Source organism: Pseudomonas sp. BAY1663 (assembly GCF_000582595.1).
GTDB classification, from domain to species: Bacteria; Pseudomonadota; Gammaproteobacteria; order Pseudomonadales; family Pseudomonadaceae; genus Stutzerimonas; species Stutzerimonas stutzeri_AF.
Map to the genome: position 1 here is coordinate 1 of NZ_AZSV01000029.1, position 19,412 is coordinate 19,412.

The window sequence follows — 19,412 nt, forward strand, 5'->3', positions numbered from 1 at the left end:
TTTGGTTACACCAAAGTTCGCTTTCGAGGGCTGGTGAAGAACACGGCGCAGTTGGTGACGCTGTTCGCCCTGTCGAACCTGTGGATGGCGCGCCGACATTTACTGGCGAATACAGGAGAGGTGCGCCTGTAATGCGGGAAATGGCCGCCGCGAGGTGCTCGCGGCGGCTAAAAATCCAGAAAGAATGGATGATTCGATCGTTTTTTAGACGAATCGCCGCTTTTAAAATTGGCAGGGCTGAAGTCAGCCAGAAATACGTGACTACTTCAGACCATCCTAGTCAACCAGATCGCTATTGCCCCCGAAGATCGAGCCAACAAAGACAGCGGCTAAAATTAATTAGTACGAACTTCAGATGCTCACGATAGCGATTTAATCAGAATGAATAATTATAGGCTAAGACGAAATTATCTTGCGACATGGACGATCTCACGGGCGACGAGGTGTTGTAAGCCGATCGATTGGTCATACTTTGCTCGAAGGCATGCGAATACGCAGCATCGAACCTACCCGATTTTGATACTTGGTAGCTGAATCCCAAGGAAGCGTGTTTCCGCAAAATACCCGGAACTAGCGCCAACAATCCCTCATCATTAAAGGGCTGCGTCGCCTGACGGTAACCTGCTCGCACTGTTAAATTCGGGGTAGCTGCATACGAAGCCCCAATCGCCACTATTGTTTGATCCTTGGCATTTTGAGGAAGTCTTAAGTCGACATCACCAACATCACTAGAAAACCCTACCTTTATATCCTTCCAGGCATCCTTCCAAAAAACGCGAGACACATCAACAGCAACGAGTAATTTGTCCGTAACTTGGTGGCTCAGACCCACGTCAAGTTTGGCAGGGGTATTAAAGTCTAAAACACGAACCTCGCCCTCGATAGGCACATTACCGATGAGGCCATCTACCGCGGTAACAGTCCCCTTCCCTTTCAAATCGTTCATATGGCTTTTGAGCATGTAGGAGATACCCAACTTGGTCGTTGGCGTAATCTTATATAGCAAACCTAACCTACCCGAGTATCCCCAACCATCGACACCACTCGCAAGTTCCTTGTTTTGGCTAACGCTCAAATGCACACCCCGCGGGTCGGGTAAAGTGCCGATCAAGCCCAACAGCGAACCGGACACACGCCCATCACCGGCGAGACTACCCAACTGGTTCGTTCCCAGCAAATAATCGAGATTCAAACCACTCCATTTTGCATCTAGCGATCCACCGATAACAAGACGATCGTTAATCTTAAAACTCACGGCAAAAGGTATGTCAAGTATAAACAAGCGACTGGCGTTCTCAAGGCCGGTATCAGCATCGGCGGCATAGCCCATTCCGCCAATATCGCCGCGGGACAAAAAACTGTCCTTCCCATACTCGACCCCTATCCCCGCTTGTGCGAATATGCCCGCGCCAAAGGTCCAGTTAGAAACTTTACGGATAAAAGCAAGCTGAGGGGCAACATAGGGGCCTCTATTATTAGAATGCCGACTTGATGACGCTTTCTCGCCTGTACCAAGATTAGTGGCGCTGATATCTGTGGTAATCAGATCTAGCCCTAGCAGTATTTCACCTGTCGCATCAGACAAGTCCATTGTCGCTGGGTTGACCATCATTGACGCGGGCCCGACATAATGAGCAACAGCCGTACCGCCCATGCTTCTGGAAACCGCGCCAAAGCCCTCCAACAACACACCATCCGTCGCTACCGCATGGCTTGACGCAATACCCAAGATCGCAGCACTAATTGTTTTATTGAGTAAATTTGTTTTTTTAATCATATGTTCCACCGTTTATTAATTTTGTTTTTGGGATACAACATCACTAAAAGCAAACTGCCCGCAACCTTAGAAAAGCCCACACGAGCCGCGTAATTCTACCAGCACGTTTCAACCAATATGGAGCACCGGCTTGAGCGTGACCCCTTCTTCCGAGTCTTCGGCGGCTCGATTGATTTCCTCAAAAGGATAAAACTTAATTAGCTTGTCAAATAGAAACTTCCCCTGGCGATAAAGTTCCACCAACCTCGGAATAAAAATATCTGAAATCGACTGATCTTCGACGATTCCACGAAGCTTACGATTGAATAGCAGGAACTACACCAGGCCCTTCATGCCCTAAAACCATCGGGAGCGGAACCGGATAATGCTGATCGCGACAAATCAGATCCGTATGACACAACCCGGTCGCAACCAATATAACGAGAACTTGATCTTCTGCAGCTCATTAAGAGCTACATGCCCGAATAAGAATGGGCCGTTTTTTTACGGACTATTGCCGCTTTGATTTCCATCTCATTCTGTTACCGGTTTTACTCCGGTTTCCCCCGCGGCGGCTATTCCAGCACTACAGCCGCACCTCAGTGTGTTCTCGAGCATAAATAGACGGTCGTTGCCCCACCACATTTGATCGCCCAAAAACATCGTTGGTACACCGAATACTTTACGTTCGATGGCGGCCTGGGTATGCTCATCATACGCATTTGTTGCAGCGTCGCTGCTGAGAAACTCCTCGAAAGCAGCGCGATCCCACCCTAGAGTCCCGCACACTAGGGCAAGCAGGCTTTCCGAGTCCAGAGCTATACCTTCCCCCCAAACTGCATTGAATACTGTATTCACGTAAGCAGCAGTCTGCGTTTCGGCACCCGAGTAATAGAGCCCAGCATTCATCCGTTGGCTATTGTAATTGGCAGGAAATAAAAACGGTAATCCGTACAGCTCGGCCCAGCGTTTTAAATCCACCATCAAATAGGCAAGTTTGACTTTCAGATCGCGATTGGAGGGGCCTACGTTTCCGATGGCGATTTTGGCTCGCGCCAAATCAATCGAGTGATAGCGAATGGAAAAGCTATAATCGTGGGCTAGCTTCGACAAGCGATGGTTAGCCAAGTAAGAAAAAGGGCTCAAAAAGTCGAAATAGAAATCAACAATCACAATCAAACACTCCAAAAAACTAAGCCAACCAACAGTGGGTTGCCTCATCAAGGATGGCACCCATCGTAGGCTTGATATGCTGGCTTCATTCGGTATTCCTAAAGCCTGACTTCACACCCGAGTCTGCGAGACTAGCAGTCTTAGCTAAATTTGCCGAACTGGCGACGCCTACTAGTAGCGCAAGAAATATGATTAATCTAATATATTTCAAATCGTTCAGCGTCTTTTCCAGCATTTCGCCAGACCAATCGAGTTGGACTACTTCAATTCCTTGCTGTATTTAGCATGCAGTGCGGCCCAAGCTTTGCCTGACTTAAGGGCGCCAGCAATATAGTCTTCTGGGACGATGTTATAGGGCGGACGGCATGGTCCAGCTGTGAGCCAGCCAGCTGCATCCATGCGTGCTTTTTCAAGTCCGATGTTGTATTTCGAGAACTCCGAAAAGTCGCCACGCGGAAACAATGTCGAATCGGCTGCGCGCATGTCATCGGAGATGGCTTTGGCCTTGATCCAGTCACCGCTGCTCTTGGCCTGATCCACTGCATCACGCAACATGATGGCGGTAGCCGGGCCGCACATGGAGCCGCTTGACCAGAACGCGGTCATGCGCTCAGGATTGATGCGTGCGGCCGCGTAATAGTCGTCCTCGTGTGGAAGGAAGCGGATGTTGGGTGCCAATTTCAGGTCCAAGTCAAGCATTCCGATGCCTAGATACTTGGCAGTTACTACCTGCGGAATTTTGGACATTTCTGCCAGAAGGGGCGAGGGAAGTCGAACTTGAAGGCTTCAGGGTTAGCGTAAATCGCAATGGCAGCCTCCGGTACCGCCTCTGCAACATCACGATAGAACTGGACCGCTGTGGGCAGGTCCATCTTCACCCACATTGGGACACCGAGCATGGTACCGCTGGCGCCCATATCCATAAACTCACGAGTTTGGCGGATGACTTCGCGGGTATTCAAGGCCGTGGTGCCGCAGAAATAAGGCACGCGACCACGAATGGTTTCGACAACCGTCGAAACATAGTCACGTTTTTCCTCCCAGGTCAACGTAGCGCACTCGCCAAAAGTGCCCATACTTAAAATTCCGTTGACACCAGCCGCAATCAGTTCTTCAACTATGCGAGCAGTCTCGTTTAAGTCAACTGTGTTAGTGCTGCGCCAGTTAGAAGCATCCGGAGTAGCCGGCGTTGGCATAATAGCCCAGACACCATGGATATCCTCGGCAGTAAGACGCGCTGGTTTCATAGTTTTATTCGACATGGAGACACTCTTGGTTAGGTAAAAAAGCTGGAACTAGGTTAGTCAGAATCGTTGTCCAATCGCGACCGACTCCAAATTACGGATCTAGAGTTACCGTAGCTGTAGCCTCTTGGAGCCCAATCACCTTTATACGTTCGGTTTAAGGAACAGCTTCCGGATATCAATACTAACGAGCCAGTCGCTCGTTAAGTCAACATGAACTTGCAGTGCTGGGCCCCATGCATGATCTGCATCGAACGACTGAGACTAGCATCCTCATTCGCCACGATCCTTGCATAATCTATTACAGCCCCGATGTGAGGGTGAACCGGAGCAAAATCGGGAAAATTAATACTGCAGGAGCATAAGTAATTTTCCCCAACGCATATCTGGAAGAGAGCCTGCGCCTGTAACTTTGGTTGTAGTTTTAACTCAATTTTACATCCATGCCGTAGCCAGTGGTCTCGATACCATGGCCAAAGATGTCTCCAACGTAGTACTCCGCTTCGTCTATGGCCTTGGCACCTCGCCAGCCGGGCTCAATGAGCCAGCCGGAAGGTGTTGCGCCATAGAACGTCAGCGCCTTGTCGTTAGCATGAATGCCAAGTTGCAAGGCAATGTCAATGTCGTTCTTTACAAACTGTTGATGGGTGTATCCCAGATCCTCTATGTCGGTGTACTCAAGCATCACATGATTGAGCCTCTTTTCAGCGGGCATGGCACCAAACCCAATGGAGTGGTCCCGACCATTGCAATGCATGAACGTTAGTTCGCCAGTCATGCCGTTGGGCAGCGGGATCCGGTATTCGACGTCCCCACGCAACCCCAGAAGACTATAGAACTTGTGAGCAGCTTCGACATCGGTCTGGCGAACGATGCAATGACCCAGGCCTTGGTCACCAGTCACAAACTTGCCGTGCAGGGGGCGGCCGGGATGGAACGGGTTGCTCATGTCGATCCGCGGCCCCCAGAATATCTCGGTCGGGTTGCCGCCTGGATCTACTGTCTTCATCAGGCCCAACACCATTCGTTCCTGAGCCTCGGCTTTATCGCAGACGCGAACATCGTAACCGGCGTCAATGAGTTTTTGACCGAGAGCCTCGAACTCCGGTTTTCCGGACACACGCCAACCCAGGTATTCCAGGTCGTCCTGGCCGTTATGATGGACCACGATTCGATGATGCCAGTAATCCATACGTAGATAGAAACGGTCCTTCTCACCTTCATCAAAAACTTGCAGGCCCAGCATATTCGTGGCGAATGATTTCCACGCATCAGGATCCTTGACCGAGATGCCCATGTATCCGAGTTCAATAACTGCAGTTTGCTTACTCATAGTTTGATTCCTTGGAGTTAGTGCTTATTAGAAGGGATACTGCTGCTCGAAAGGCTCGATGGTCAGCCACTTGAGCTCTGTGAACTCATCGATCACAGCACGGCCGTCGAAGCGCCCGTAGCCGGTTTTCTTAGTCCCTCCGTATGGAGCCTGCGCCTCGTTTTGGACAGTCGATCCGTTAATGTGCACTGAACCATATTCGATGGACATGCCCACGCGCAAAGCACGGTTGATGTCGCGGCCAAATACGCCCGACGACAGGCCATAGGCGCTGTCGTTGGCAATGCGAATGGCCTCTGCTTCGCCGTTGCAACGGATCACCACAGTGATGGGACCGAAGGTCTCCTCATCGTAGATCCGCATGTTGGATTTGACGTGATCCAGGATCGTGGCCGGCATGACCGCACCTTGGGCCATGCCGCCGCAGGCAACTGTGGCTCCTTTGTCGATCGCGTCCTTGAACAAACCATTGATCCGCTCGCCTGAATTTGGCGAGACCATTGGGCCGATGATGCAGTCGCCAGTTACGCATGGGTCGCCCGCGCTCAAACGCTTGGCCTTTTCGGCAAACTTGGCGACAAATTCGTCGGCGATCTTCTCATCAACCACCAAGCGCTCAGTGGACATGCAGATCTGACCTTGGAACAGGAAGCTACCGAACACCGCTGCCTTGACAGCTGCGTCGATGTCCGCGTCATCCAGAACAATAAGTGGGGACTTGCCACCGAGCTCCAGCAGGCAGCGCTTGAGGTGTTGCGCGGCCTTCTGCGCGATAATACTGCCCACGCGGGTGGAGCCCGTGAAGTTGATGCGTCGGATCTCCTTGGCTGAGATCAGTGCGTCGGCGATCTCGGGCGAACGGTCAGGCGAAGAGTTGAGATAGTTGAGCACGCCAGCAGGCAGCCCGGCTTCCTGCACGCACTGGGTGATCAGGGCATGCGTCGCGGGACTAAACTCAGAACCTTTGAATACCACCGCGTTGCCGCAGACCAGCGGATAAGCGATGGCTCGTGCCGCCAGCACTGCGGTGCCGTTCCACGGCACGATGCTCAGGATCGGACCGACCGGCTGACGTAGCGTCATTGAGAGCGTGTCAGACTTGTCTGTCGGAATAGTTTCCCCCTGAATTTGTGTAGCCAGCGATGCCGCTTCACGGAACACATTGGCTGACATCTGGACATTGAAGCCGGCCCAAAGAGCGGAGGCTCCCACCTCCTTGGCCATCACTTCGATAAACTCGGGTGTTTTACTTTCCATAACCTCAGCGACCCTCAGCAGAAGGCGGCGACGCTCCGAAGGTCCAACAGTCTTCCAGGTCTGGAAAGCCTCTTGGGCAGCTTGCGCGGCCTTTAACGCATCCATCACCGTGGAGTTTGCACACTCCGTCATCACCTCACCACTGACGGGGTGCTTTCGCTCGAAGGTCTGTTGGTCACTGGAATTGACCCAGACATTGTTGATAAACAATTTTGTATTCATGCGGTTTGACCAGAAATTTAGTTATTATTTCAAGATAGGCGACAAACCTACTTGCGACCGAGCGCCATCCCTCCATCTATATTAATGACAGTCCCGGTAATGAATTTCCCTTGATCTCGCGACGCCAACAACAAATAGGGTGCCACTACGTCTTCGGCCTTGGCTGCAAATCCAAGAGGCGTTAGACCCTTGATCATGTCCTCGATACCGGGCATGTTTTCCATGTGAGTTTTGTCGAAGCCGGCGCTTGCGGGACCGCTCAGAGACGTCACAGTGCCGCCCGGTGCTACGGCGTTGACGCGAATGTGGGGAGCCAATTCGTAAGCCAAAGCTTTCATCATGCCCAGGACCGCATGCTTGCTGGCGATGTAGCAAGAACCACCACCACCGACCGCATGGGACGACACTGAAGCGGTCATCACCACTGATCCGCTAGTCTTTTTCAGTTCCTGCAGGGCGGCCCTGATACCGCTGAAATAGCTCTTGACATTGATGTTGAATATCTCATCAAAACTGCTCGATATTTTCTCCCAAGGCTCTTCGATGCCAAGCATGTAATCCCAAATACCGGCATTTGCAATGAAACAATCGAGATGGCCGAATCTATCGGTTGTTTGCTTTATCAGCTTCTCATTTGTTGCGTGGTCCCGGACATCGCCCACGACGATCTCGAGTGCGTCCTTGAACTCATTGCAAAGGCTCGCCTTTTGCTCCTCGTTTTGTACGAGAGCGGATACGCAATAACCGGCGGACTTAAAGGATCGAACCAGTTCGAGACCAATTCCTGAGCCAGCACCGGTTATCGAAACGACTTGTTGATTGCTCATACACACAAATTTCCTTTTTAACAATGGGACCGCTTGTAGCAGTCACCATTTGTAAAGGCGATTATTGGGTCACATAAAGACCATCACATTGTGCGTCTGGAATGTGCGCTCTGGATAATCAATCAATCGTTGAACCAACTTACGCGCTCCATCTTCGCCGCGCTTCCATTTATCCTCCCGAGTGGCATAGAAGACATCGACTTGATTGCCGCGTCGTGCTCGGTGAACAATGAGGTTGGAGCGAATGTGAAGCAAATCTTCATTTTCGTCCATTGCAGCCTGGATATTTGTGATGAAACGAGTAAAGCGCACCTTTGGACTATTGCCCCAGTTTTGCGGATCCAGTTGATGCGCTACGCGAACTTCCAGTTGTTCATAATTCTCGTTGAAAATGTTCAAGGTTTCATTGAGCTGGTAACGGCGCTCGGAAGCTGAGCGCAGTTCGCGTGAGATAATCTGATATTTCACCTCTGAGTCCACGCAGTGCTCTAACCAGGCGCGGTAAGCCTGAATGTCTAAAAGATGCGCTTCCCGGGTTAGCAACGTGGTAGCTTCTTGTTGCAAAGCCTCGTCGCCGGAATTGAAGAAACGAAGAAACTCTTCGGCGTCGTGGGCGGAGACAAGCTTGTCTTCCTGAATATTAATCATCATGGTCCCTCTCGTCTGTTAGCGATCAGTAGTCTTTGTCAGTTCGGTATGCCAATTTTTAGAGACATCCTCGAATTCAGCCCAGCTAGAGCTGCTGATGTGCGCGCCGTAAGCCCGATAGAAGCCACGATAACTGGTCTCGCCAATCGCCGATTTGCCGACGATGCCAGGATAAACCTCGTCGCCGTATACGTCCCCGCCGAAACCCAGGTTGGAAACCAGATCGCCATCTCTGGACTGATATTTCTTGGCGTTTTGCGATTCCGTTTCCATATTGTCATTGTCATCGCTTTCCCAGAAGCCAGCAGGCCCAAACGTTCTCTGAACCGCGTCGACCAAGCGGCGCTTGAGATCCTCGGGCATGTCTTTTTCGACCATGGCGTAGGTCCATACCTCAGTGGTATTTGCGTCGATCGGGTGCCATACCTTGAAGACACCCGAGCAGGTCAGAAAACTGTTGTTCGGGAAAACGGTGCCGTTGAGGTGGCTACGATAGATTCGTGCGCGAACCTCGCCAATTTCTTTGTTCAGCCGTTCCTGCTTAGCACCGCCGAAGGCCATCAATTCCGGAACCAGGTCTGCGCTGTGCACGCCTGAATATCCGTCCCACAACACACCCATGCCGCTGCCGTATTTGGAGGTCATTTGCAGACCTGCACCTTCTGGGGGCAAAGCTGCGTTGCCAGCTAACGACGAGAAGACCGACTGCCCTGAGCGAAGCGAAGACGCATGCGTCCAACCCACGTGGTACGCATCCCCCACAAAGTTTTCCGCGGGCGCTTTCCAGTTAGCCTTGATTATGACCTTGCCTGGAGGACCGATCAGTTCTAGCCCTCCGGAATGCTTAAACATAGGCTCCAGGTACCAGCCAGCGTCCCCCATGTAGTCTTTGAGAGAAGGGGCTTCCTCATCGAAGCAACCATAGATGAAGCCATGGAAGTTCTCTACACGAGCGACTTCTTTCAATCCCATACATTTCTTGTCGAGCGCCTCGCCATACAGTTCTTTTTCAAACGGGACGCTCTGCAGTTCACCGTTAGCGCCGAAGCCCCAGCCGTGATAGCTGCAAACGAAACCTTTAGCATTACCTGCTTCTGCGTGTACCAGCGTCTTGCCACGGTGACGGCAAACGTTCAGAAAAGCACGAATCGAACCGTCGTTCTGCCTGGAGACGATAACCTCATCAACCCCCATTTTGCCGTAACATAGTCGCCAGGGGATGGAATCAGGCTGTCATGAGTCAGGAAAAGCCAGTTCCGAGCAAAAATGGTTTCCAGTTCGCGCTGGAAAAGTTCTTCGTCGCCATGAATCAGGTGTTTTTGGGTCAGCCCAGATTCAGTCACCAAGGTTTTATTTTTGTAATTCATATTTTCACCTAAAAAGATCGAATGGGGGGGATTACGCTCTAGGGTCCGGGGTGCCTCCTATTAAAATTCTCAGCTCAAATCAATCATCACACGCTGGCCCTCAATCTTCACCGGGTATGTTTTGATGTTCTGTGTCACAGGGGCGCACAAGGCCCTGCCTGTGCAAACATCAAATTTACCTTGATGCAAAGGACATTCAATTTCTCTGCCTTCTAGAAAACCATCGCTCATACGGGCGGCACCATGTGTGCACAGGTTGTCGGTAGCGTAGATTTCGCCTTCCACTTCATACAGCGCTAGTTCCTTGCCTTCGACTGTCACGCCGAGGACGTCACCTTCAGGGATTTCATAAAGAGCGACTGCGTCAATCCATTTTTCTGTCATAAAGCTATCTTCAAATGGGGTAATGATGGAGTTAGAGATCATCCAGCTGTCCTAAATATTCAGACGCGGCTGTTGTTAGTGATGCTCATTTAAGTGTCTTCCTGATGAATTCTCGATGTACAGAGGTGCAGGGTCGGGGCAATTCAGACCCCGCTGGGATAGAAGGCGTCGGCATAAATATGCTCGGGCGATATTCCAAGATCTTTGGCGACGGTGCATAGAGCGTCAACCATCGCTGGTGCGCCGCACAGGTAGGCTCTCCACCCAGCCAGCGAGGGAATGTCTTTTTCAATCAAATCGGTAATTAGGCCGGCCCGCTGGCCCTCATTAATCGGGCCCGTCGCGATCACTGTATGGACAGTCAGTTGAGGGTGGATAGCCGCGAGTTGGTTCAATCGGTCTGCGTCGTAAAGGTCTTGCTGACTGCGCACCCCGAAATAAAGGTGGATGGGGTTCGTCATTCCCGACTTCAGCGCGCCGCGAACAATCGACAGCACCGGTGCGAGTCCGGTCCCGCCGCCCACACACAGCATCGGCCCGGTGTGAGCCTGACGCAGATAGGCCGTACCAAGAGGCCCACTCAACTTAATGCTTGTACCTTCGCGGACGTGCTCGAAAATATACTCCGTGACACGCCCGCCCGGCACTTTGCGGATATGGAACTCCATTTCTTGGTCATCTGGCAGACCAGCCATTGAATATGGACGCACATGTTCGGGACTGAACTGTAGCATCGCGTACTGTCCGGGTGAGAACTCGAAGGGCTTGGCGAGGCGAATGCGGATGCGGCGAATATCGTGAGTGGGCGACTCGACGGCGACAACCATGCCTTTGATGATTCGCGCCGGGTGAGTGACTATGTCGTCTGAGTCTATGATCTCAATTGCGCAATTGCTGGTGAGCACTGACTGACAGGCGAGTACATAATGCTCTTCGATGCGATTTGAGTCACCGCTTTTCGCCGCCGAACTAATGACGCTGCCATCTATAACTCGGCAGCGGCAAGTACCGCATCGTCCAGACATACAGCTGTAGGAAATACCCACACGGTGCTCACGGAGCACTTCCAAAAGGTTGGCACCGGAATCAAAAGGCAAGCGGCGATTGTTCGGTAGTACGAGAAGTTCCATAGATCTAGCTTCTTTATTTATATGTTTTATGGTTCCATGGTCATTGACTGTATTCTAATAGTCAATAAACCATAAATGAATATTAGTATCACTAATATGAATAATGTCCAGGCCATCCCTTACCGGCCCGTTGTTTGACTACACGACCCCGACCCGCAGCGGGGTCCATTCGCTTTCCTTCACCGCTGTGCTCACGGCCATGACGAGCTTGTCGAGATTGCTGGCAGTCACGCCCTCCAGTGCCGAGCGCCCCCGCAGCATCGAGCGCGGCTGCAGCAGTGCATGGTAGATCTGCCAAGGGTCCGCACCCCTGGTCAGCTTCAGGACAGACTGGATCAGCTCGTGCTTGAGCGGGTCGAGGTGCCAGTCCGGCACGCGCTGGCCGCGGTTGCCCACGTTCAAAGCCAGCAAGTTGCCCGCCTGGATCTCATAGCTGATCCACCTGCGGGATTTGCCCGCTATCTTGGCAAACGCAGCGACGGGAAGGTTGTGCGGCGCTTCGAAGACATCGAACAAATCCATTCTCTCGCGCTGAATGTCCGAAGGTACCAGCGGCGCGGCCGATCGCTGGGGCGGCACTGCCGGCAGCCGATGTGCGGCGGCAGAAACCAACGGCATGGCGTCACCCGGCTTCGTCACGAGCAGGCTTGGCGAAGCGGCAACCGGCGTAGAGGGCGCGCTTGCGGTTTGCTCAGTGGGGAATGCGGGCACGCCTTCCAGATGCACGGTGAGCGGCATGCTGGCCGCCTCGACCTGGTTCTGCTCGAAGAGGTCGAGGCGATCGGCCCAGTCCTGCATCATGCGTCGACGCTGCTCCACGTACGCGGCATGGTTGTAGGTCGCGCTGACCTTGTTGGGATCGACATGCGAAAGCTGTGCATCCACCCAGACTTTCGGGTAGCCGATCTCGTTGAGCGCAGTGGACATCGTGCCACGGATACCGTGTCCGGTCAGGCGTTCCTGATAGCCCATGCGTTTGAGCGCACCATTGAGCGTGTTCTCGCTGATGCGCTTCTTCAGGTCGCTGTCGTGCCGGAACAGGTAGCGCTGGGCCGGCTTGAACTCATCGAGCAGGTGCCGGACGATCTCCATGGCCTGAATCGACAGCGGCACGATGTAGGGCGGGATGTCCTTCGGCTGCTGCCGCTTCTTGCGCATATCCACCTGGAGTTGCTTCACGACGTCGGGCGGGATGATCCACAGCCCTCGGTCCAGATCGAATTGATCCGGCATCGCCTGCCGCAGCTCTCCGGTTCGCACGCCGGTCAGCAGCAATAGCCGCAGCCCGAGCTGGGTCTGCCGCCTGCCGCGATAGCTGCGCAGCCTCTGCAACAGCTTCGGCAGCTCGGCCATGCGCAGGAACGGGTTGTGGTTGACGGGTGGCAGCGGCAGCGCCACCACATCGAGATCGGAGGCAGGGTTCTGCTCCAGGCCCGGCACGATCACCAGCGCGTAGCGGAACAGTTGGTTGAACCACGTCCTGACTTTCTCGGCGACGGAGAGCGCCCTGCGCTTCTCGATCTTGGCGATCACCTCCAAGAGGTCGGGACGCTTGATCTCATAGATCGACCGTTTGCCCAAGGTGGGCAGCACATCCTTGTCGAAGATGCGCGGAAGTATCGAGAGGGTCGTCTGCCGGCCTTCCTTGAGGCTGAGCCCGCGATGCTTGAGCCACTTGCGATACACCGCCTCGAAGGTGTTTTCGTCGGCGAGCCGGACAGCAGTGCGTTTCTGCTTGCGGTGTACGCGAGGATTGGTGCCTTTGGCCAGCAGGGCGCGCGCTTCGTCGCGCAGGCTGCGGGCCTCGCGAAGCGTCACCTCCGGGTAGGTGCCGAGCGACATCCGCTTCTGCTTGCCCGCCCAGTAGTAGCGGAAGTGCCAAGTCCTGCCCCCTGCAGCGGTGACGGCCAGGGAGAGGCCATCCAAGTCAGGGAGGGTGTATGCCTTGCCTGTTGCCTTGGCCTGTCGAACGGCCAGGTCTGAGAGTGCCATGCTCTTGCTCCTGAACATGAGTCAGGAACCAGATGCTGGTCACGTCGACCTCGCCCCTCCATCAACAATCCGGAATCAGCCGCGCCCGCAAAAATGGACTTGTTTGTGGACTTAAAAGTCCCGGCTGTAGGCGGATCGCAGTGGACTACGGCAGAACATCAAAGAGAGGAAAAGTCTTTGTGCGGCAACGACTTGCAGACTCTCTTGGACTTCTGCGGAAGTCCGCAGATTGATACAGTGGAGCGGGCGAAGGGAATCGAACCCTCGTCATGAGCTTGGGAAGCTCAGGTAATGCCATTATACGACGCCCGCTCAGGGGTGCCTTTTTACCAGAAGCCAAGGGCGAAATGAAGAGTGGCGCCGGCTTTTTCCGCGGGGATGGTCGAAACGACTCAGATCCGGGCGATTTCGTGGGGTGTCAGCGGGCGGTATTCGCCTGGGGCGAGTGCCGTGTCCAGTTGCAAGGGGCCGATGCTTTCGCGGTGCAGGGCAGTGACCCTGTTGTCGAAGCGGCCGAACATGCGCTTGACTTGGTGGTAGCGGCCTTCGTGCAGGGTCAGGCGGGCGCGACGCGGGGCGAGCAGTTCCAGTCGGGCGGGCAGGGTGGTGAGGTTCTCGAAGCGAAAGTACAGGCCTTCGGCGAAGGCTCCGACGCAGCCCGGGTCGATCTCGTCTTCGGTTTCGACCAGGTAGACCTTGCCCTGCAGGCTGCTCGGCTGGGTCAGGCGGCGCGACCACAGGCCATCGTTGGTGAGCAGCACCAGGCCGGTGGTGTTGAAGTCGAGGCGGCCGGCGATATGCAGCTCGTCCCTGTCCGGCGTGTCGATAAGGTCGAGCACGGTGCGGTGCCGGGCGTCCTGGGTCGCGCTCACGCAGCCGGCCGGTTTGTGCAGCATGAGGTAACGTGCGGCCTTTCCCGCCTGCAGCAGTTCGCCATCCAGTTCGACGCGGTTGAATACCCTGATTTCATGATCAACTGCCCGCGTAACCTGCCCATCTACGTGCACGCGACCTGCGGCCAGCAGGTGGCGGACGTCCTGGCGACTGAAGCGGGGCAGGTTGGCGAGGAAGCGATCGAGGCGCATCAGTGTTCGGGCGCGTCTTCGCCGCTGGCGCAGCGGGCGCAGATGCAGGCCTTGTTGCGTGCGGCGTCCGGGATGCTTTCACGGAGTTCGGCTGGAATGCGGGTCGAGAAGCACCAGCAGGGCTGGGCCGCGCCGGGATCGCACTGGGCGCATTGATTGGGCTGGCCGCAGAGCGGGCAGCGGGAAGAATCAACCGGGTCGCTCATGCATATTTCCGTAGAAAAGGGCGCGCCGGGCCAGGGGACCCGGCACGCGGAGCGGGTTACATGACGCGCTGGCCCGGCCGGGCACCATTGTCGGGGCTGAGCAGGTAGATTTCGCTGCCGCCGGGGCCTGCGGCCAGGACCATGCCTTCGGACAGGCCGAACTTCATCTTGCGCGGCGCCAGGTTGGCGACATAGAGGGTCAGGCGGCCTTCCAGCTTGCTCGGGTCCGGGTAGGCGCTCTTGATGCCGGAGAAGACGTTGCGCTTGGCATCGCCGATGTCCAGGGTCAGGCGCAGCAGCTTGTCGGCGCCCTCGACGAACTCGGCTTTCTCGATCAGGGCGATACGCAGATCCACCGCGGCGAAGGCATCGAAGTTGATTTCCGCGGCCAGCGGCTCCTTCGCCAGTTCGCCGTTGCCCGCCGGGGCGGCGGTTTCACTGGCGGCCAGGTCTTCCTTGGAGGCTTCGACCATGGCTTCGATCTTCGCCGGCTCGATGCGGGTCAGCAGAGGGCTGAAGGGGTTGAGCGGGTGGTTGGCCAGCAGCGTCTGGTGGTCGTTCCAGCGCAGCGGCGCGACGTTGAGGAACTGCTCGGCCGCGGCGGCGAGGTTCGGTAGTACCGGCTTGAGGAAGATCACCAGCTGGCGGAACAGGTTGATGCCCAGCGCGCAGATTTCCTGCACTTCGGCCTGCTTGCCCTCGACCTTGTTCAGCGCCCAAGGCGCCTTGTCGGCGATCCAGGCGTTGGCGCGGTCGGCCAGGGCCATGATTTCGCGCATGGCGCGGGCGAAGTCGCGTGCCTCGTAGGCTTCGGCGATCGACGGTGCGGCGGCACGGAAGGCGTCGGTCAGTTCCGGTGCGGCATTGGTTTCGACCATCACCCCGGCGTTGCCCTTGTGGATGAAGCCGGCGCAGCGGCTGGCGATGTTGACCACCTTGCCGACCAGGTCGGAGTTGACCTTCTGCACGAAGTCCTCGAGGTTGAGGTCGAGGTCGTCGACGCCGCGGCCGAGCTTGGAGGCGTAGTAGTAGCGCAGGTATTCGGGATTCAGGTGCTCGAGGTAGGTGCGGGCCTTGATGAAGGTGCCGCGCGACTTGGACATCTTCTGCCCGTTCACCGTCAGGTAGCCGTGCACGTTGACCGCGGTCGGCTTGCGGAAGCCGGCGCCTTCGAGCATGGCCGGCCAGAACAGGGTGTGGAAGTTGATGATGTCCTTGCCGATGAAGTGGTACAGCTCGGCCTTGGAATCCGGCCCCCAGAACGTGTCGAAATCCAGCTCGGGACGGCGTTTGCAGAGGTTCTCGAAGCTGGCCATGTAGCCGATCGGCGCGTCGAGCCAGACGTAGAAGTACTTGCCCGGCTCACCGGGTATCTCGAAGCCGAAGTAGGGCGCATCGCGTGAGATGTCCCATTCCTGCAGGCCGCCATCGAGCCACTCGGCGATCTTGTTGGCCACCGACTCCTGCAGCGCGCCGCCGCGGGTCCACTCCTTGAGCATCGCCTCGAAGTCCGGCAGCTTGAAGAAGAAATGCTTGGAGTCCTTGAGCACCGGGGTGGCGCCGGAGATGGCCGAGCGCGGGTCCTTCAGCTCGGTCGGCTCGTAGGTGGCGCCGCATTTCTCGCAGTTGTCGCCGTACTGGTCCTCGGCCGCGCATTTCGGGCAGGTACCCTTGATGAAGCGGTCGGCGAGGAACATGCCCTTTTCGGGGTCGAAGTACTGGGTCACCGAGCGGGTGGCGATGTGCCCGGCGTCGCGCAGGCGGGTGTAGATCAGTTCGGCCAGCCCGCGGTTTTCCTCGGAGTGGGTCGAGTGGAAGTTGTCGAAGTTCACCAGGAAGTCGGCGAAGTCGGCGCTGTGCTCGGCCTGTACGTTGGCGATCAGTTGTTCCGGGGTGATGCCTTCCTTCTCGGCACGCAGCATGATCGCCGAGCCATGGGCATCGTCGGCGCAGACGTAGATGCACTGATTGCCGCGCAGCTTCTGGAAGCGCACCCACATGTCGGTCTGGATGTACTCGAGCATGTGGCCGAGGTGGATCGAACCGTTGGCGTAGGGCAGGGCGCTGGTAACGAGAATCTGGCGAGCTTCGGACATGGGGGATCTGCGGTCGGAATTGCGAAAGAAAGTCTGCAACTATAAAGGGGTGGCGCGTTTTTTTCACCAGCGCCGCCGGGATGTGCCGGCTGGTTCAGGCATCGGTGGGCTCGGGACCGCCCGCGGGGTAAGATGCCCGTCTGATTTGCTCGGCCTTTCTTGGGAGTAGCCATGTCCGTCACCCGTGAAGCTGTGGAAACCGCACTGCGCCAGTACACCGATCCCCATTTGAACCAGGACCCGGTCAGCGCCGGTTGTGTGCGTGCGATCGATATCCAGGGGGAGCGCGTCAGCGTCCAGCTCGAACTGGGCTATGCCGCGGGGTTGTTCCGCAGCGGCTGGGCGCAGATGCTGGCCATGGCCATCGAAAACCTGGAGGGCGTCAGCCGTGCCGACGTGCAGGTCGATTGCGTGATTCGCTCGCACAAGGCCCAGGACCAGGTGCCGGCTCTCGGCAACGTGAAGAACATCATCGCCGTGGCGTCCGGCAAGGGCGGTGTCGGCAAGTCCACCACCGCCGCCAATCTGGCGCTGGCACTGGCGCGCGAAGGTGCACGGGTCGGCGTGCTGGATGCGGATATCTACGGGCCGAGCCAGGGCATCATGTTCGGCATCGCCGAAGGCACGCGGCCGCAGATTCGCGATGGCAAGGCGTTCATTCCGCTGGAAGCTCACGGCGTGCAGGTGATGTCGATGGCCTTCCTCGCCGACGACAAGACGCCGATGGTCTGGCGCGGGCCGATGGTGTCCGGCGCGCTGCTGCAGCTGATCACCCAGACCGCCTGGAACGATCTCGACTACCTGGTGGTGGACATGCCGCCGGGCACCGGCGACATCCAGCTGACCCTGGCGCAGAAGGTACCGGTGACCGGCGCGGTGATCGTCACCACGCCGCAGGACCTGGCGCTGCTCGATGCGAAGAAGGGGGTTGAGATGTTCCGCAAGGTCAACATCCCGGTGCTGGGCGTGGTGGAGAACATGGCCATCCATATCTGCTCCAACTGCGGCCATGCCGAACACCTGTTCGGCGAGGGGGGGGCGAGAAGCTGGCGGCGCAGTACAACGTCGATCTGCTGGCGTCGCTGCCGCTGTCGATGGCGATCCGCAGCCAGGCCGATGCCGGCAACCCGACGGTGATCGCCGATCCGGAAAGCCAGATCGCGATGATCTACCAGCAGGTGGCGCGCACCGTCGGCGCGCGCATCGCCCAGAGCGGGCAGATCATCGCCCAGTCGATGCCGAATATCGTCGTTTCGGATGATTGAGGCCGCAGGCCTGGCTTGAGCTAGAAAGCATGAAAGCAATCGCCCCGAGGGCGGGCCTCCCACGAAAGCAATCGGTGCACACCGGACCCTGTGGGCGCGCCCTCGCGTCGATGCAGGCCGCCGGGTTGCCGGGGCTCGACGTTCAGGAGGAGCGCCAGGCCGAGGGATAGCCAGCCACCAAAAATGGCCGGGAGCCATTTTTGACGTCGTGCAGCGACGGCCCGGAGGGTGGCCGCCAGGGATGGCAGGCCACAAAAAAGCCCCGCCGAAGCGGGGCTTTTTCAGAGAAGCCTCAGGTTAGATAACCTGAACTTCCTCAGCTTGCATGCCTTTCTGGCCGCGGGTAGCGACGAAGGAGACCTGCTGGCCTTCCTTCAGGCTCTTGAAGCCTTCACCCTGAATGGCACGGAAGTGTACGAAGAGGTCGTCACCGGATTGCGGAGTGATGAAGCCGAAGCCTTTCTCATCGTTGAACCACTTGACGGTACCGGTTTGGCGATTGGACATTTGATGTCTCCTTGAACCAAGTTTTGAAGAATAAAGTGCGAGCTAAATGGCCCGTACATCACTGTGTGCAAGGAGATAGGAGTCGTATCGATATTTGGATCGAGATCTAAACATGTAGCGATTCACGGTGACACATGCAGCAGCAGCCCAGTAACAATACCGGTTTTCTGGAGCAAAGCGAGCTTTATTTTGGATTTCTTCGCCGAGCGGCCATCCATACTGCGGCAGGCTTTGAACCGGCGTGCGAGGCTCGGTAAGATGCGCACCTTCTATCGCCCATTTCAACCGGATCAGGACGCCAGCCATGAGCATCAAATCGGACAAGTGGATTCGCCGCATGGCCCAGGAGCACGGCATGATCGAGCCTTTCGTCGAGCGCCAGGTGCGCACCGAAGGCAACGACCGGCTGATCTCCTATGGCGTCTCCAGCTACGGCTACGACGTGCGCTGCGCCGATGAATTCAAGGTGTTCACCAACATCAATTCGGCGACCGTCGACCCGAAGAACTTCGACGAAAAGAGCTTCGTCGACGTCAAGAGCGATGTCTGCATCATTCCGCCGAACTCCTTTGCCCTGGCCCGTACCGTCGAGTACTTCCGGATTCCGCGCAACGTGCTGACCATCTGTCTGGGCAAAAGCACCTATGCGCGTTGCGGGATCATCGTCAACGTCACGCCGCTGGAGCCGGAGTGGGAAGGCCACGTGACCCTGGAGTTCTCCAACACCACCACGCTGCCGGCGAAGATCTACGCCAATGAGGGCGTGGCGCAGATGCTGTTCCTCGAATCCGACGAGGAGTGCGAAGTCTCCTACCGAGACCGTGGCGGCAAGTACCAGGGCCAGCGAGGCGTGACGCTGCCCAAGGCCTGAGTGCCCGCGGATAGCCGCGCGCAGTAACGAAAAAAGCCGGGCGAATGCC

Annotated in this window: 17 protein-coding genes, 1 tRNA gene and 3 pseudogenes; 3 read left to right on the forward strand and 18 right to left on the reverse strand. The window is 56.2% G+C overall.

Annotated features, from left to right (window positions below; translation table 11 throughout):
- Positions 1–132: pseudogene (locus BAY1663_RS10440) on the forward strand (IS5/IS1182 family transposase); the annotation flags it as partial.
- Positions 133–376: 244 nt separating this feature from the next.
- On the opposite strand, the gene BAY1663_RS23695 reads toward BAY1663_RS10440, so the two are convergent.
- From BAY1663_RS23695 to metG, 17 genes and pseudogenes are all read right to left on the reverse strand, one after another.
- Positions 377–1,777, reverse strand: a complete 1,401-nt coding sequence (locus tag BAY1663_RS23695; RefSeq protein ID WP_128576236.1) for an OmpP1/FadL family transporter — start codon at positions 1,775–1,777, stop codon at positions 377–379.
- 295 nt (positions 1,778–2,072) lie between these two features.
- Positions 2,073–2,192: an alcohol dehydrogenase catalytic domain-containing protein gene (locus BAY1663_RS25930; protein ID WP_157763227.1), complete on the reverse strand. Its 120-nt coding sequence runs from the start codon at positions 2,190–2,192 to the stop codon at positions 2,073–2,075.
- 98 nt (positions 2,193–2,290) lie between these two features.
- Positions 2,291–2,929, reverse strand: coding sequence for a 2-hydroxychromene-2-carboxylate isomerase (locus BAY1663_RS23710; protein ID WP_009399909.1), 639 nt, complete (start codon positions 2,927–2,929; stop codon positions 2,291–2,293).
- 258 nt (positions 2,930–3,187) lie between these two features.
- On the reverse strand, positions 3,188–3,619 hold the full coding sequence (locus BAY1663_RS25170) for a hypothetical protein (RefSeq protein WP_256206666.1): 432 nt from the start codon (positions 3,617–3,619) through the stop codon (positions 3,188–3,190).
- 35 nt (positions 3,620–3,654) lie between these two features.
- A complete protein-coding gene (locus BAY1663_RS25175; protein WP_256206667.1) occupies positions 3,655–4,191 on the reverse strand; it encodes a dihydrodipicolinate synthase family protein in 537 nt (178 codons plus the stop codon).
- A gap of 406 nt (positions 4,192–4,597) precedes the next feature.
- Positions 4,598–5,506: a 1,2-dihydroxynaphthalene dioxygenase gene (nahC, locus tag BAY1663_RS10450; RefSeq protein WP_037040334.1), complete on the reverse strand. Its 909-nt coding sequence runs from the start codon at positions 5,504–5,506 to the stop codon at positions 4,598–4,600.
- 27 nt (positions 5,507–5,533) lie between these two features.
- Entirely contained in the window at positions 5,534–6,985 is a 1,452-nt protein-coding gene (locus BAY1663_RS10455) for an aldehyde dehydrogenase (protein ID WP_037040336.1), read from the reverse strand.
- Positions 6,986–7,032: 47 nt separating this feature from the next.
- Entirely contained in the window at positions 7,033–7,812 is a 780-nt protein-coding gene (hcaB, locus tag BAY1663_RS10460) for a 3-(cis-5,6-dihydroxycyclohexa-1,3-dien-1-yl)propanoate dehydrogenase (protein WP_037040338.1), read from the reverse strand.
- 69 nt (positions 7,813–7,881) lie between these two features.
- The gene (locus BAY1663_RS10465; RefSeq protein WP_009399904.1) at positions 7,882–8,463 is read right to left on the reverse strand and encodes an aromatic-ring-hydroxylating dioxygenase subunit beta; all 582 of its coding nucleotides are present in this window, start codon (positions 8,461–8,463) and stop codon (positions 7,882–7,884) included.
- 15 nt (positions 8,464–8,478) lie between these two features.
- Positions 8,479–9,827, reverse strand: a pseudogene (locus BAY1663_RS23715) (aromatic ring-hydroxylating dioxygenase subunit alpha).
- A 69-nt stretch (positions 9,828–9,896) separates the two neighbouring features.
- Positions 9,897–10,211 carry a non-heme iron oxygenase ferredoxin subunit gene (locus BAY1663_RS10480; RefSeq protein WP_037040406.1) on the reverse strand — a complete coding sequence of 105 codons (315 nt, stop codon included), beginning with the start codon at positions 10,209–10,211 and terminating at the stop codon, positions 9,897–9,899.
- A gap of 143 nt (positions 10,212–10,354) precedes the next feature.
- Complete coding sequence (locus BAY1663_RS10485; protein WP_009399900.1) at positions 10,355–11,341, reverse strand: 2Fe-2S iron-sulfur cluster-binding protein; 987 nt, start codon at positions 11,339–11,341, stop codon at positions 10,355–10,357.
- Positions 11,342–11,479: 138 nt separating this feature from the next.
- On the reverse strand, positions 11,480–13,333 hold the full coding sequence (locus BAY1663_RS10490; protein ID WP_037040346.1) for an integrase arm-type DNA-binding domain-containing protein: 1,854 nt from the start codon (positions 13,331–13,333) through the stop codon (positions 11,480–11,482).
- A 238-nt stretch (positions 13,334–13,571) separates the two neighbouring features.
- Positions 13,572–13,645: transfer RNA gene (locus tag BAY1663_RS10495), tRNA-Gly, on the reverse strand.
- Between the two features lie 80 nt (positions 13,646–13,725).
- Positions 13,726–14,418 (reverse strand): pseudouridine synthase, encoded by a 693-nt coding sequence (locus tag BAY1663_RS10500; RefSeq protein ID WP_037040348.1) that lies wholly within the window; start codon positions 14,416–14,418, stop codon positions 13,726–13,728.
- Positions 14,418–14,624 (reverse strand): cysteine-rich CWC family protein, encoded by a 207-nt coding sequence (locus tag BAY1663_RS10505; protein WP_037040358.1) that lies wholly within the window; start codon positions 14,622–14,624, stop codon positions 14,418–14,420. The genes BAY1663_RS10500 and BAY1663_RS10505 overlap by 1 nt, the downstream gene beginning before the upstream one ends.
- 56 nt (positions 14,625–14,680) lie before the next feature.
- The gene (gene metG / locus BAY1663_RS10510) at positions 14,681–16,720 is read right to left on the reverse strand and encodes a methionine--tRNA ligase (RefSeq protein ID WP_037040362.1); all 2,040 of its coding nucleotides are present in this window, start codon (positions 16,718–16,720) and stop codon (positions 14,681–14,683) included.
- A 171-nt stretch (positions 16,721–16,891) separates the two neighbouring features.
- Here metG and apbC point away from each other — a divergent pair.
- Positions 16,892–17,985 (forward strand): annotated as a pseudogene (gene apbC / locus BAY1663_RS10515) (iron-sulfur cluster carrier protein ApbC).
- Between the two features lie 297 nt (positions 17,986–18,282).
- Here the strand turns inward: apbC and BAY1663_RS10520 are convergent.
- Complete coding sequence (locus BAY1663_RS10520) at positions 18,283–18,492, reverse strand: cold-shock protein (protein ID WP_037040365.1); 210 nt, start codon at positions 18,490–18,492, stop codon at positions 18,283–18,285.
- Positions 18,493–18,796: 304 nt separating this feature from the next.
- Here BAY1663_RS10520 and dcd point away from each other — a divergent pair, with 304 nt between their 5' ends.
- Entirely contained in the window at positions 18,797–19,363 is a 567-nt protein-coding gene (gene dcd / locus BAY1663_RS10525; RefSeq protein WP_037040367.1) for a dCTP deaminase, read from the forward strand.
- Positions 19,364–19,412: the final 49 nt, after the last annotated feature.

Coding starts and splice junctions, on each gene's coding strand:
- BAY1663_RS23695 (WP_128576236.1), bottom strand. CDS start 1,777: ATGATTAAAAAAACAAATTTACTCAATAAAACAATTAGTGCTGCGATC.
- BAY1663_RS25175 (WP_256206667.1), bottom strand. CDS start 4,191: ATGTCGAATAAAACTATGAAACCAGCGCGTCTTACTGCCGAGGATATC.
- nahC (WP_037040334.1), bottom strand. CDS start 5,506: ATGAGTAAGCAAACTGCAGTTATTGAACTCGGATACATGGGCATCTCG.
- BAY1663_RS10455 (WP_037040336.1), bottom strand. CDS start 6,985: ATGAATACAAAATTGTTTATCAACAATGTCTGGGTCAATTCCAGTGAC.
- hcaB (WP_037040338.1), bottom strand. CDS start 7,812: ATGAGCAATCAACAAGTCGTTTCGATAACCGGTGCTGGCTCAGGAATT.
- BAY1663_RS10465 (WP_009399904.1), bottom strand. CDS start 8,463: ATGATGATTAATATTCAGGAAGACAAGCTTGTCTCCGCCCACGACGCC.
- BAY1663_RS10480 (WP_037040406.1), bottom strand. CDS start 10,211: ATGACAGAAAAATGGATTGACGCAGTCGCTCTTTATGAAATCCCTGAA.
- BAY1663_RS10485 (WP_009399900.1), bottom strand. CDS start 11,341: ATGGAACTTCTCGTACTACCGAACAATCGCCGCTTGCCTTTTGATTCC.
- BAY1663_RS10490 (WP_037040346.1), bottom strand. CDS start 13,333: ATGGCACTCTCAGACCTGGCCGTTCGACAGGCCAAGGCAACAGGCAAG.
- BAY1663_RS10500 (WP_037040348.1), bottom strand. CDS start 14,418: ATGCGCCTCGATCGCTTCCTCGCCAACCTGCCCCGCTTCAGTCGCCAG.
- BAY1663_RS10505 (WP_037040358.1), bottom strand. CDS start 14,624: ATGAGCGACCCGGTTGATTCTTCCCGCTGCCCGCTCTGCGGCCAGCCC.
- metG (WP_037040362.1), bottom strand. CDS start 16,720: ATGTCCGAAGCTCGCCAGATTCTCGTTACCAGCGCCCTGCCCTACGCC.
- BAY1663_RS10520 (WP_037040365.1), bottom strand. CDS start 18,492: ATGTCCAATCGCCAAACCGGTACCGTCAAGTGGTTCAACGATGAGAAA.
- dcd (WP_037040367.1), top strand. CDS start 18,797: ATGAGCATCAAATCGGACAAGTGGATTCGCCGCATGGCCCAGGAGCAC.